This window comes from Sphingomonas sp. (assembly GCF_042091075.1).
GTDB lineage: Bacteria > Pseudomonadota > Alphaproteobacteria > Sphingomonadales > Sphingomonadaceae > Sphingomonas.
Window position 1 is genome coordinate 1 of sequence record NZ_JBELIE010000021.1, and the last position, 12,457, is coordinate 12,457.

A 12,457-nucleotide genomic window follows, 5' to 3' on the forward strand; every position below is an offset into this window, starting at 1 on the left:
CCCTTGAATTCCTCGAAGATCACTTCGTCCATGCGGCTGCCGGTATCGATCAGCGACGTGGAGATGATCGTCAGGCTGCCGCCTTCCTCGATGTTGCGCGCCGCGCCGAAGAAGCGCTTCGGCCGCTGCAGCGCATTGGCGTCGACACCGCCGGTCAGCACCTTGCCCGACGACGGCACGACCGTGTTGTACGCACGGCCCAGGCGAGTGATGTTGTCGAGCAGGATCACCACGTCCTTCTTGTGCTCAACCAGGCGCTTGGCCTTTTCGATCACCATCTCGGCAACCTGCACGTGGCGCGTCGCGGGTTCGTCGAAGGTGGAGGAAACCACCTCGCCGTTCACCGTGCGCTGCATGTCGGTCACTTCCTCGGGGCGCTCGTCGATCAACAGCACGATCAGGAACACCTCGGGATGGTTCGCGCTGATCGCCCGGGATATAGTCTGCATCATGATCGTCTTGCCGCCGCGCGGCGGCGCGACGATCAGGCAGCGCTGCCCCTTGCCGATCGGCGCGACGACGTCGAGGACGCGGCCCGACTTGTCCTTGATGGTGGGGTCCTCGATTTCCATCTTCAGCCGCTCGTCGGGATAGAGCGGGGTCAGATTGTCGAAGTTGACGCGATGGCGAACGCGATCCGGGTCCTCGAAATTGACGCTGGTCAGCCGGGTCAGCGCGAAATAGCGCTCCCCGTCCTTGGGTCCGCGAATCTCGCCCTCGACGGTGTCGCCGGTGCGCAACCCGTGCTTCCGCACCTGATTGGGGCTGACATAGATGTCGTCCGGGCCGGCGAGGTAGTTCGCCTGCGCCGACCGCAGGAAACCGAACCCGTCGGGCAGCACCTCGATCGTGCCCTCGCCCATGATCTGCTCGCCATTTTCGGCCTGCACCTTCAGGATCGCGAACATCAGATCCTGTTTGCGCAGCGTCGACGCGCCCTCGACGCCGAGTTCCTCGGCCAGCTGCACCAGCTCCGCCGGCGCCTTCTTTTTCAGGTCTTTCAGATGCATGTATAAAGTGTCCGAGATGATCGGGGGTCGGGGAAAGCTCGGCCGGCGATGGAAAACGCTCGAGAAACGAAGCTGTAGAGGATGCGGCGCACACCGAGGACCGGCAACGTCACAGGCGCGAGGTATGATTCATGCCGGGGATAGTCAAGCGCAGACCGTCTTCCCCATGCTTCCCGCCGGCGCGGACACGGCGGTGACGCGCGGTCAGAACGGCTTGACGATCACCAGCACCACGATCAGCGCGGTGGCCAGCGCCGGAATCTCGTTCATCATCCGCAGCGCCTTGTTCGACACGCCCGTCTGCCCGCGCGCCAGCTTTCGGGCATAGCCGACCGCCCAGCCGTGATAGCCCGACAGCACCACCACCAGCAGCAGCTTGGCATGCAGCCAGCCCAGCCCCGGCACGCCGTCCGCGATCCCCGCGTTGAGCGCCAGCAGCACGCCCAGCACCCAGACGACGATCATCGCCGGGGTCAGGATGATGTGACGCAGCTTGTTCTCGCGATCGATCCACCGCGCGGCTTCGGCGGGATCGCCCATCCCCTCCTGATGATAGACCAGATAGCGCGGCAGCATGAACAGCCCCGCCATCCAGAAGATCACGAAAATGACATGCGCGGCCTTCACCCAGTCATAGGTGGCGCCCAAGAACCCAGCGATCATTGACCCCTCACTCGCGCCAGCAGGCGCTCGACATGCGCGACCGGCGTGTGCTGGCCGATCCCGTGACCCAGATTGAAGACATGTGGCCGCTCGGGAAACGCCGCCAGGACACGGTCGATCCCGCGATCCAGCGCCTCACCCCCGGTCAGCAGCGCCAGTGGATCGAGATTGCCCTGCACCGGCATGCCCGGTGGCAGCACCGCATCCGCCCAGCGCGGGTCGACTGTTTCGTCCAGCCCGATCGCATCGACCGTCGTGCCTGCCGCATAGGCGGCCAGCTTGCCCCCCGCTCCCTTCGGAAAGCCGATGATCGGCACCCCGGGGCAGCGCGCGCGCAGGCCATCGACGATCGCCCGATTGGGGGCGATCACCCAGCGTTCGAACTGCTCGGGCGACAGGCTGCCCGCCCAGCTGTCGAACAGCTGCACCGCCTCCACGCCATGCGCGATCTGTTGCGCCAGATACTCGATCGTCATCGCCACGATCGAATCGACGATGGCGGCGAATGCCACGGGATCGCGATAGGCGTAGCGGCGCGTCTCCTCCTGATCGCGGCTGCCCTGCCCAGCGACCATATAGGTGGCGACCGTCCAGGGCGATCCCGCGAAGCCGAGGAAGGTGGTCGCCGTCGGCAATCGCGCCGCCACCCCGGCGACGGTGGCATAGACCGGATCGAGCCGCGCGGGCATCGCGTCGAGCGCGGCGAGCGCGTGATCGACCAGCGGTGGGGTGAGCCGCGGCCCCTCTCCCGCGCCGAACGTCAGGTCCTGCCCCAGCGCCCATGGCACCATCAGGATATCGGAGAAGAGGATCGCGCCGTCGAACCCGAAGCGGTCGATCGGCTGGATCGTCACTTCCGCCGCCGCGACCGGATCGGTGGCGAGCGCGAGAAAGCCGCCCTTCTGCGCCCGCAGCGCGCGATATTCGGGCAGATAGCGGCCCGCCTGTCGCATCAGCCACACCGGCGCTCGATCGCTTTTCCGACCGTTCAGAACACGAAGCAGGGGTTTGTCCACGATCGGATGCCGGCCCTTCTACCTTTTAAGAAGATTCTAAAAAGGGGTTGTTGATGATGTTGGCGCGTGAGTTGCGGGGCTTATGCGCCGTCACCGGAAATGCCAACAGCTTGACGCCTCAAAGCGCCCGTTCGCAGCGGGATTCGTGCGCGCTCTTCCACGTTATCCACAGCCTGTGGACGAAAGGACGGGCTGGGGACGGGATTGTGGATGAAAGGCGATCGATCCACGGCGTGGACGCTCGCTTGGCCATGGGGACAAGTTGCGCTAGCGGCTGTCCCCATGTTGTCCACAGATCCATCCCGCTGAGCCGATCATGGTCCGGCTCCACCTGCATCTGTTGTCCGATTCCACCGGCGAGACGCTGGAGAACATCGCGAAGGCGGCGCTGGCGCAATATGACGATGTCGAAACGGTGCGGCATTTCTGGCCGATGGTGCGCACCGAGATGCATCTCGATCGCATCCTGCAGGAAATCGCGCAGAACCCCGGGCTGGTGATCTTCACCCTGGTCAATCCGGCGACGCGTGCCGCGCTGGAAAACCGCTGTCGCGCGCTGGGCCTGCCGACGGTGGCGCCGCTCGATCCGGTCAACGACGCGCTGTCGATGCTGTTGGGGCAGCAGGCGAAGGCGCGGCCGGGGCGCCAGCACGTGCTCGACGCCGCCTATTTCGCGCGCGTCGATGCGATCCAGTTCACGATCGCGCATGACGATGGCATCGCGTGGGAGGAATGGGAGGAGGCGGATATCGTGCTGGCCGGGGTCAGCCGGTCGTCGAAGACGCCGACTTCGATCTATCTCGCCAATCGCGGGTACAAGACCGCCAACATTCCAATCGTGGTGGAAAGCCCGCCGCCGCCGCCGTTGTTCACGCTGCGCACGCCGCTGGTGGTCGGCCTGACGACCAGCGCCGACCGGCTGATCCAGGTACGGCGCAACCGTCTGCTCTCGCTCAACCAGGCGCCGGAAACCGATTACGTGAATCAGGACGCGGTCACACGGGAGATCGCCTTCGCGCGACGGATGTTCGCCGACAACGGCTGGCCGGTGATCGACGTGACGCGGCGCTCGATCGAGGAAACCGCGGCGGCGATCATCGCGCTCGTCAACGAACGGCGCGGGCTGGCGGCCCGCGCGATCGACTGATGGCCGAGATGATGCGCCTGATCCTCGCCTCGCAAAGCGCCTCGCGTACCGCGATGCTCGCTGCCGCCGGGGTGCCGTTCACCGCCGAACCCGCGCATGCCGACGAGGCCGCGCTCAAGCAGGCAATGGTGGGGGCGCCCCCGCGCGACATCGCCGATGCGCTCGCCGAGTTGAAGGCGCTCAAGGTATCGGCGCGCCACCCCGGGCATCTGGTGCTGGGGTCGGATAGCCTCGCGGTGCTCGACGACGGCACGATCCTCGACAAGCCCGTCGACCGCGGCGATGCGCGCGATCACCTGAAACGCATGTCGGGCAAACGCCACGATCTGGTCAGCGCGGCGGTGATCGCGGAAAACGGCCGGGCGGTATGGCGGTTCGTCGACAAGGCGCGGATGTTCGTCCGCCCGCTGTCGGACTCATTCCTCGACACCTATCTGGATGCCGAATGGCCCATGATCGCCGGCTGCGTCGGCTGCTATCGCATCGAAGGGCCGGGGGCGCAGCTGTTCGCGCGGATCGACGGCAGTCAGTTCACCGTGCTCGGCATGCCGTTGCTACCGGTGCTCGATTATCTGCGCACGCGCGGGGTGTTGCCGGCATGAGCGCGGCATGACGGAAAGGAGCGCCGCGGCGTGACCAGGACAGCTTTCGCCGAGGTGATCGGCGATCCGATCGCCCATTCCAAATCGCCGCTGATTCATGCTTTCTGGCTGGAGAAGCTGGGGATCGACGCCGGCTATCGCGCCACGCGCGTCGTCCCCGACGATCTGGGCACCTTCCTTGCGACAAGGATGACCGATCCTGACTGGCGCGGCTGCAACATCACCGTGCCGCACAAGGTCGCCGCGCTCGATCACGTGCCCGATCCGGGCGGGCTGCGGGAGTCGATCGGGGCGATCAACACCGTCTTTCGGGGCGAGGACGGCGGGTGGATCGGCACCAATACCGATGCGGCGGGCTTCCTCTCGCCGATCGCCGACCTCGATCTGTCCGGTCGGCCCGTGGTGGTGATCGGGGCAGGGGGGGCGGCGCGTGCGGTGCTGTTCGCTCTCTCCCGGGTCGGCGTGGGTCGCGTCACGCTGCTCAATCGCACCCCGCTGAAGGGGGCGGCGCTGCTGGCGCGCTTCGGGCTGGCCGGTGACGCGCTGCCGCTGTCCACACGGCTGCCGGCCGCCGCCCTGCTGGTCAACACCAGCGCGCTGGGCATGACCGGGCAGCCGCCGCTCGACCTCGACTTGACCCCTTTGCCCGAGGACGCGGTGGTCTATGACATCGTCTATGCGCCGCTGGAGACGCCGCTGCTCGCCGCCGCCGGCGCGCGCGGGCTCGATACCGTCGACGGGCTGGAGATGCTGATCGGGCAGGCCGCGCTGGCGTTCGAACTGTTCTTCGGCGCCGCTCCCCCGCGCGAACATGACGACGAGCTGCGGGCGCGGCTGCTGGCATGACGTCGCGGCCCGTCATCATCGGTCTGACCGGCTCGATCGGGATGGGGAAATCCACCGTCGCGGGGATGTTCGCCGAACAGGGTGTGCCGGTGTTCGATGCGGATGCCGCTGTCCATCGCCTGCAGGGGCCGGGGGGGGCGCTGGTCGCGGCGATCGAGGCACGCTTTCCCGGCACCACCGGGGCGGAGGGGGTCGATCGCGCGGCGCTGGGCGCGGCGGTGCTGGGTGATGAGGCGGCGATGAAGGCGCTGGAGGCGATCGTCCATCCCGCGGTGGGGGCGGAACGTGCGGCATTCCTGGCGCGCCACGCCGATGCGCCGATGCTGGTGTTCGACGTGCCACTGTTGTTCGAAACCGGTGGCGAGGGCGCGGTCGACAAGGTGGTGGTGGTATCCGCCGCACCCGAGGTGCAGCGTGCCCGCACGTTGCAGCGCCCCGGCATGACGCCCGCCAAGTTCGATGCGATCCTGGCGCGGCAGCTGCCGGACGCGGCCAAGCGCGCGCGCGCCGATGTCGTCATCCCGACGGACGGTTCGCTGGACGCGACGCGCGCCGCGGTGCGTGACGTGATCGCTTGCGTGACGCGCGGCGAGCGCGGATAACGATCCTCTGATGCGAGAGATTGTCTTCGATACCGAAACCACTGGACTCAGTTTCGCGGGCGGCGACCGGCTGGTGGAGATTGGCTGTGTCGAACTGGTCAACCGGGTGGAAACCGGCCGCACCTTCCACGCCTATTATAATCCCGAACGCGATATGCCCGAAGAGGCCGCGCGGGTGCACGGGTTGCGGATCGACTTCCTGTCGAAACACGCGCTGTTCGCCACCGGGGTGGAAGCGCTGCTGGAGTTTATCGGCGATGCGCCGCTGGTCGCGCACAATGCCGGGTTCGACTTCTCGTTCCTGAATGGCGAGCTGGAGCGCTGCGGCCGGGCGGCGGTGTGCCGCTCGCGGATGGTGGATACGCTGCAGATCGCGCGGACGCGGCATCCCGGCGCGAAGCATACGCTTGACGCCTTGTGCAGCCGGTTCGGGGTCGATCGATCGCATCGCGTGCTGCACGGCGCGTTGCTCGACGCGCAGTTGCTCGCGCAGGTCTATGTCGAGCTGCTCGGCGGGCGGCAGATCGGCTTGGGGCTGGTCAGCGAGCAGACCGCGCCGATCGTCGTCGGCACGCCCGCCAGCGCGCCCGCCGCGGCGCGCCCGGTGCGGGTGTTTTCGCCGTCGGCGGAGGAACTGGCGGCGCATGCGGCGTTTGTTCAGAAGATAAAGGAGCCGTTGTGGGGGACCGGGGCGTCCGGATGACGCCATTCGGGCCGGTTCGAGGGGACGGGCCGGTGCCAACGACTGGAGAGAATGAACATGGATATCCGGATTTCAGGTCACCAGGTGGCGATCGGCGACGCGCTGAAGGCCCATGTCGAAGACCGGCTCCAGGGTATCGCCGATAAGTATTTTGCCCGTGCGATTTCCGCCGAGGTCACGTTCGGCAAGGGGCCGCATGATGCCGGGTTCAAATGCGATATCGTCGCGCATGTGATGCGCGGCCTGATCCTGAAGGGCAGCCATCACGCGCATGATGCGCATCTGGCGTTCGACGGATCGGCGGAGAAGATCGAGAAGCAGCTGCGCCGGTATATGCGCCGTCTGAAAGACCGCTCGCCCGCGCATGCCGAAATGGCGGCGGAGCAGGAACGCAACGGTTACGACAATGCCGGCTACACGCTGTTCGCCGAAACCGTGGATGAGGACGAGGCGGGCGATGCGCCGCTGGTGATCGCCGAAACCCGCGTCGACGTGCCCGATGCCAGCGTATCGGATGCGGTGATGATGCTCGATCTGCGCAATACCCAGGCGCTGTTATTCCGCAATGCCGGCACCGGTTCCTATAACATGGTCTATCGACGTGGTGACGGGACGATCGGCTGGGTCGAGCCGCAGCGCGGTGGCTGATTCATTCCGCACGTCGACCTTGCCGCCGACTGTCCGCCAACCCAACGCCGCGACCGATCACCGCCATGGCTGATCTCAGCGATCTGCTCGTTCCCGGGTTGGGGGCGGTCGGGCTTCATGCGACATCGCGAAAGGCGTTGTTCACCCAGCTCGGGGCGCTTGCCGGCCCCGCGCTGGGGCTGAATGCCCGCGCGATCGCCGACGCGCTCGCCGCGCGGGAGAAAACGGGCTCGACCGGCTTCGGCGGCGGGGTCGCCTTTCCGCATGCCCGGCTGCCAGGGCTCGATCGCATCGCGGTGTTCGTGGTGCGGCTGGCACAGGCGATCGATTTCGATTCGGTCGACGATCGTGATGTCGATGTGGTGGTGGCGATGCTCTCGCCCGTGACGGCGGGGGCGGAGCATCTCAAGGCGCTGGCGCGGGTCGCGCGGCGCTTTCGCGACCGGCGCTTCGTCGAAAAGCTGCGCGGCGCCGGATCGCCCGATGCGATCTATGCGCTGATGACCGCCGATGAGGCCCGCGATGCCGCCTGAATCATCGCGGGTGGCGCCGGAGGGGGCGGCCGCGCACTACCGCGCGCTCGAGTCGCTCTATGCCGCCGCGCCGATCAACCGCTTCTTCGATTCGGCGCTCGATATTCCGGCGGCAGGCCAGTCGCGGATCCGCTTCACCGTCGACGAGCGCCATTTTCACGCTGCCGGTGCGGCGCATGGCACCAGCTATTTCAAGATGCTCGACGATGCCGCCTTTTACGCCTGCAACAGCCTCGTCACCGATCGATTTCTGCTGACGACGCAGTTCAGCCTGTTGCTCACCCGTCCGCTGGGGGAGGGGCCGGTGATCGCGGAGGGCCGCTGGATCAGCGGGCAGCGGCGGGTCTTTATCGCCGAGGCGCGGCTGATCGCCGCCGATGGCGAAGAGGTGGCGCGTGGCACGGGCACGTTCATGCGCTCGCGCATCCCGCTGGCGACGCTGCCGGGCTATGCCCCCGCGTGAGTGTGCGCTTGCCGAGTCATGTGGTGGTCGCGGCCCTGCTGCGGCGGGTGAATGACGCGGGCGGCTTTGCGGCGGTGCGCGCGTCGGGGGAGCCGATGTCGGGCGCGATCCTGGTCCTGCTGGTCGATGGGCGATCGCTGCGCGCGGTCGAGCGGATGCGGGGACTCGACGATCGCGACCAGCTGATTCCCGCGGGCCCGACCACCGGCGAGGAACGCGCGGTGGAGGAATATTGGCAAACGCGCCGTTCACGCGACCCCGATCTGTGGGTCGTGGAACTGGACATCCCGCACGCCGAACGGTTCGTCGCTGAAACGATCCTCGCCTGATTGACGCTGCCGGGCGCGGCCGGAATAGGTCCGATATCGACTGAGCGCGTTGTGCCGGGTGGGGGGCCAAACCTTCCGGTGACGCAGTCGGGGGGTTGATCGTCCGGATACCGAAGCCACCAGGCTTTGCGGCGCCGTGTTCGTGCACCCACCGCATATAGATGTTTGTGGATGCTGTCGCTGTCGCGTGTCGTTCGGAATGCCGCTCTCGGTCTGTTCGCCTTTGGTCTTTCGACCACCGCTGCGGTGGTACAGGCGGCGGATGGTGGAACCGCCCCGGTGCCCGTATCGACGCTCGACCCGGCGCCCGCCGCCGCCTCGGCCCGTCCCGCCGTCCTGATCGAAACGACGCAGGCTCCCGCCGTCACCACGGATGACGATGGCACCGAGGCGGACGAAGAGGTCGCCTATCCGACGCTCGCCGCCGCGGTGGCCGATCAATCCGTCCCGTCCGACACGGACGAGGATCTGCGCTGTCTTGCCGGTGCCATCTATTTCGAATCGCGTGGCGAACCTCTCAATGGCCAGCTCGCCGTTGCGGAAGTGGTGCTGAACCGCACGCAGTCGCGTCATTTCGGCGGCAGCGTGTGCGACGTCGTCACCCAGCGTGGCCAGTTCTCGTTCGTTCGTGGCGGGCGGGTGCCGGCGGCACCCAACAATCGCGACTGGCGCACGGCGGTGGCGGTGGCGAAGGTCGCGATGAAGAACGCCTGGGAAAGCGACGCCACCAACGCCCTCTATTTCAACGGCCGTCGCGCCGGGCTGCCGCGTCGCGTGCGCGTGGCGGCGATCGGTCATCATATCTTCTATCGCTGACGATTGGGCGCCGGACCGCGCCGGGGCTGCTGCGTCAGCCCGCAGCACGCATCATATCGCGATCGGGGGTTTACCTTTGTTCGCGGGATGTTCTATTCTTTGTGGCGATGCTGACCACACCCGCCTCCTGCCACGATATGACCGATGCCGATCCGGCGACCGGCGCGGCTTCGCTATGCGCCGCCGATGTCGCGCGTGGCGTGACGCGAATGTTGCTGCGGCATGATTTGACCGCGATCGCGGAAGTGCCGCTCGACGGCGGGCGTCGTGCCGACCTGATGGCGATCGATGCGCGTGGGCAATTGGTGATCGTGGAGATCAAGGTGTCGCGCGCCGATCTGCTCGGCGATGGCAAGTGGCAGGACTATCTCGCGCATTGCGACCGTTTCTACTGGGCGGTGCCGGCGGGGTTCGATGCCTCGCCGATCGATGGCGAGGCCTTCCTGCCCGAACGGACCGGACTGATCGTCGCGGATCGCTATGATGCCGCAATCGTACGCGAGGCGCGGACCGATCCGCTGCCGGCTCACGTCCGCAAGCGCTGCACCCTTGCCTTTGCCCGGCGCTCGGCGCGGCGGTTGATCGCCGCGCACGATCCGGATGCGGTGCAGGGGTTCTAACCCCGCCGTCTCGCGGAGCGGCAGACCCGGCCTAGCGTAGCACCGGCCCCGATACGGCGCGCGGCTTGGCCTGCGGCGTATCGTTGAGCAGCTTCAGGATCGCGGTCGCACGCGCGTCGCGCTTGGCATAATCGCGGGCTGACAGGCCGGCGACATTGTCGGTCTGATCGGGATTGCCGCCAGCGGCCAGCACCGCGCGTACCAGGGCGAGGTCGCGCCGCTGGACTGCCCGGATCAACGGCGTTTCGCCGGCATTGTTGCCCAGGTTGGCGTTGGCGCGCATCGTCGCCAGAACGTTCACCAGTTCCGGCTGACCATATTGCACCGCCAGCAGCATCGGTGTGTCGCCATTGCCGTCACGCAGGTTCGGATCGGCGCCGCGCTGCAGCAGATAGCGCAGATAGGTACTGTCACCGCGCTTCACGACGATATGCACCGCGCCCTCGCCGGTGGTGACATCGCGCGCGTTGACGACGCGCTGTCCCGGCTGATCGAGCATGCTGATGACGGTATTGCCATCGGCCTTCCGCACCGCCTCAAGGAACTTGTAGCCCTGCGACTGCTGCTGCGCCGCGGCGGGGAGGGCGAGCGTCGCGGCGGCGAGGATCAGCAGGGGGCGAAGCGAGCGAAGAACCATGGACGTCGGAAACCTCAGCTGGGGTTGCGGATCGGGGTATAACCGATCACATCTGCCGTCACCATGAACATGCGTATCCGGGCGGTGGCGATCGCCCTTTTCTCCGGCCTTCTTCTCACGGCGCCGCTCGCCGGCTGCTCGCGCACGCCGGCGGAAACGCCCCCGCTGGCGGGCGCGCGCATCGGCGGGCCGTTCACGCTGACCGATCAGCATGGGCGCACCGTCACCGATCGGGATTTCGCGGGCCGATATCGGATCGTCTATTTCGGCTATACCTTCTGCCCGGATGTCTGCCCCGTGGATGTGCAGAATCTGTCGGCCGCGCTGAAACTGGTCGAGGCGAAGGATCCGGCACTCGGCCGACGGATCGTGCCGATCTTCATCAGCGTCGATCCGGCGCGCGACACGCCCGCGGTGCTGCGGCAGTTCGCCGCCGCCTTCCATCCCCGGCTGGTGGCGCTGACCGGCTCGGCCGATGCGATCGCGCGGACGGCCAAGGCCTATGGCATCTATTACCGGCGCGGCGCGGGCACCGCCGATGGCTATATGGTCGACCACAGCCGACAGATCTATCTGTTCGATCCCGACGGCAAGCCGCTCGCGCTGCTGCCGGAAGGGCCGCCGCAGGCGATCGCGGACGAATTGACGAAATGGGCGCATTGACGTGACCTCGCTCACCGGCCGCTTCTGGGAACATACGCCGCTCGACCGGCTGGACCGCGCGCAATGGGAGGCGCTGTGCGACGGCTGCGGCAAATGCTGCCTGCACAAGCTGGAGGACGAGGAAACCGGCGAGCTGATCCCGACCAACGTCGCCTGCCGGTTGCTCGACCGACGCTCGGCGCAATGCTCCAACTATCGCCACCGCCGTGCCTTCGTCAGCGAATGCGTGCGCCTGACCGCGGGCAATGTCGATCAGATCGACTGGCTGCCGTCGACCTGCGCCTATCGCCTGCGGGCCGAGGGCAGGCCGCTGCCCGATTGGCATTATCTGGTCAGTGGCGATCGTGACGCGGTCCATCGTGCCGGTGAATCGGTGCGCGGCTGGACGATCAGCGAGGACGACGCCGGCGATCTCGAACACCATATGGTCGACCGTATCCTGTGAGCCGCGCCGCCGAGGAGGCCGCCGGGTTCGTGATCGTGCGGCACCCGCGCGCACGGCGGACCAAATTGTCGTTCGATCCGCTCACGGGACGCGCCCGGCTGACGCTACCGCCGCGCGCCGCGCTCGATCGCGCGCTCGTCTGGGCGCGTGGCCAGCAGGCATGGATCGACCGCCAGCGCGAGCGGCTGCCTGAGGCGCGTCCGTTTGCCGATGGCGTTGCGATTCCCGTCGACGGCCGCGCGCTGACGATCACGTGGCGCCCCGATGCCGCGCGCCTGCCGCGGGCGGAGGGGCATATGTTGCTGATCGGTGGCCCGGCGGAGCATGTCGGGCGGCGGGTGGAGGCGTGGCTCCGTCGGCACGCGCTGGCGGTCCTCATCGACGATACAGCATATTATGCGGACCGTGCGGGGGTGACGGTGGCCGGCGTCACCGTCGGTGATCCGCGTGGTCGCTGGGGCAGCTGCGCGGCAAGCGGGGCGATCCGTTATAGCTGGCGGCTGCTCCTCGCCCCGCCCGAGGTCCGCCGCGCCACCGTCGCGCACGAAGTGGCGCATCGGCTGCATATGGATCACTCGCCCGCTTTTCATGCGGCGGTGGCGCGGGTGTTCGGGCGGGCGCCGGATGTCGAGCGCGCCTGGTTGCGCGAGCATGGCGCCGCGCTGCATTGGTACGGCCGGGGATAGTCGCGCTTCCGCCGATCCTCGTGCGCGA

Annotated in this window: 18 protein-coding genes; 14 read left to right on the forward strand and 4 right to left on the reverse strand. The window is 67.4% G+C overall.

Going from position 1 to position 12,457, the window contains the following annotated elements:
• The 3 genes from rho to hemE all read right to left on the reverse strand — a co-directional run.
• The coding region (rho, locus tag ACFDSW_RS03800; RefSeq protein ID WP_375248947.1) for a transcription termination factor Rho at window positions 1-1,010 on the reverse strand (1,010 nt) is incomplete at its 3' end.
• A gap of 204 nt (window positions 1,011-1,214) precedes the next feature.
• On the reverse strand, window positions 1,215-1,673 hold the full coding sequence (locus tag ACFDSW_RS03805) for a CopD family protein (protein WP_375248948.1): 459 nt from the start codon (window positions 1,671-1,673) through the stop codon (window positions 1,215-1,217).
• Complete coding sequence (gene hemE / locus ACFDSW_RS03810) at window positions 1,670-2,689, reverse strand: uroporphyrinogen decarboxylase (protein ID WP_375248949.1); 1,020 nt, start codon at window positions 2,687-2,689, stop codon at window positions 1,670-1,672. Before hemE ends, ACFDSW_RS03805 begins: the two co-directional genes overlap by 4 nt.
• A gap of 316 nt (window positions 2,690-3,005) precedes the next feature.
• On the opposite strand from hemE, the gene ACFDSW_RS03815 reads away from it, so the two are divergent.
• From ACFDSW_RS03815 to ACFDSW_RS03865, 11 genes are all read left to right on the forward strand, one after another.
• A complete protein-coding gene (locus ACFDSW_RS03815) occupies window positions 3,006-3,836 on the forward strand; it encodes a pyruvate, water dikinase regulatory protein (RefSeq protein WP_375248950.1) in 831 nt (276 codons plus the stop codon).
• An 8-nt stretch (window positions 3,837-3,844) separates the two neighbouring features.
• Window positions 3,845-4,438 carry a Maf family protein gene (locus tag ACFDSW_RS03820; RefSeq protein WP_375248976.1) on the forward strand — a complete coding sequence of 198 codons (594 nt, stop codon included), beginning with the start codon at window positions 3,845-3,847 and terminating at the stop codon, window positions 4,436-4,438.
• Between the two features lie 30 nt (window positions 4,439-4,468).
• Window positions 4,469-5,284, forward strand: a complete 816-nt coding sequence (locus ACFDSW_RS03825) for a shikimate dehydrogenase family protein (RefSeq protein WP_375248951.1) — start codon at window positions 4,469-4,471, stop codon at window positions 5,282-5,284.
• Window positions 5,281-5,886 (forward strand): dephospho-CoA kinase, encoded by a 606-nt coding sequence (gene coaE / locus ACFDSW_RS03830; RefSeq protein WP_375248952.1) that lies wholly within the window; start codon window positions 5,281-5,283, stop codon window positions 5,884-5,886. Before ACFDSW_RS03825 ends, coaE begins: the two co-directional genes overlap by 4 nt.
• A 10-nt stretch (window positions 5,887-5,896) precedes the next feature.
• Window positions 5,897-6,589, forward strand: a complete 693-nt coding sequence (gene dnaQ / locus ACFDSW_RS03835) for a DNA polymerase III subunit epsilon (RefSeq protein WP_375248953.1) — start codon at window positions 5,897-5,899, stop codon at window positions 6,587-6,589.
• Window positions 6,590-6,646: 57 nt separating this feature from the next.
• Window positions 6,647-7,237 (forward strand): ribosome hibernation-promoting factor, HPF/YfiA family, encoded by a 591-nt coding sequence (gene hpf, locus ACFDSW_RS03840; protein ID WP_375248977.1) that lies wholly within the window; start codon window positions 6,647-6,649, stop codon window positions 7,235-7,237.
• A gap of 65 nt (window positions 7,238-7,302) precedes the next feature.
• A complete protein-coding gene (locus ACFDSW_RS03845; RefSeq protein ID WP_375248954.1) occupies window positions 7,303-7,770 on the forward strand; it encodes a PTS sugar transporter subunit IIA in 468 nt (155 codons plus the stop codon).
• Window positions 7,760-8,233 (forward strand): PaaI family thioesterase, encoded by a 474-nt coding sequence (locus tag ACFDSW_RS03850; protein WP_375248955.1) that lies wholly within the window; start codon window positions 7,760-7,762, stop codon window positions 8,231-8,233. Before ACFDSW_RS03845 ends, ACFDSW_RS03850 begins: the two co-directional genes overlap by 11 nt.
• Window positions 8,230-8,562 (forward strand): DUF1491 family protein, encoded by a 333-nt coding sequence (locus ACFDSW_RS03855; RefSeq protein ID WP_375248956.1) that lies wholly within the window; start codon window positions 8,230-8,232, stop codon window positions 8,560-8,562. The genes ACFDSW_RS03850 and ACFDSW_RS03855 overlap by 4 nt, the downstream gene beginning before the upstream one ends.
• 171 nt (window positions 8,563-8,733) lie before the next feature.
• Window positions 8,734-9,378: a cell wall hydrolase gene (locus ACFDSW_RS03860; RefSeq protein ID WP_375248957.1), complete on the forward strand. Its 645-nt coding sequence runs from the start codon at window positions 8,734-8,736 to the stop codon at window positions 9,376-9,378.
• Between the two features lie 107 nt (window positions 9,379-9,485).
• Complete coding sequence (locus ACFDSW_RS03865) at window positions 9,486-9,998, forward strand: MmcB family DNA repair protein (protein WP_375248958.1); 513 nt, start codon at window positions 9,486-9,488, stop codon at window positions 9,996-9,998.
• A gap of 31 nt (window positions 9,999-10,029) precedes the next feature.
• Here the strand turns inward: ACFDSW_RS03865 and ACFDSW_RS03870 are convergent, their stop codons facing one another.
• A complete protein-coding gene (locus tag ACFDSW_RS03870; RefSeq protein WP_375248959.1) occupies window positions 10,030-10,635 on the reverse strand; it encodes an ankyrin repeat domain-containing protein in 606 nt (201 codons plus the stop codon).
• 63 nt (window positions 10,636-10,698) lie between these two features.
• On the opposite strand from ACFDSW_RS03870, the gene ACFDSW_RS03875 reads away from it, so the two are divergent.
• From ACFDSW_RS03875 to ACFDSW_RS03885, 3 genes are read left to right on the forward strand one after another with little or no spacing between them, the layout of a single operon-like run.
• Window positions 10,699-11,298 carry an SCO family protein gene (locus tag ACFDSW_RS03875; RefSeq protein ID WP_375248960.1) on the forward strand — a complete coding sequence of 200 codons (600 nt, stop codon included), beginning with the start codon at window positions 10,699-10,701 and terminating at the stop codon, window positions 11,296-11,298.
• Window position 11,299: 1 nt separating this feature from the next.
• Complete coding sequence (locus ACFDSW_RS03880) at window positions 11,300-11,743, forward strand: YcgN family cysteine cluster protein (RefSeq protein WP_375248961.1); 444 nt, start codon at window positions 11,300-11,302, stop codon at window positions 11,741-11,743.
• Window positions 11,740-12,429, forward strand: a complete 690-nt coding sequence (locus tag ACFDSW_RS03885; RefSeq protein ID WP_375248962.1) for a M48 family metallopeptidase — start codon at window positions 11,740-11,742, stop codon at window positions 12,427-12,429. The genes ACFDSW_RS03880 and ACFDSW_RS03885 overlap by 4 nt, the downstream gene beginning before the upstream one ends.
• Window positions 12,430-12,457 lie beyond the last annotated feature (28 nt).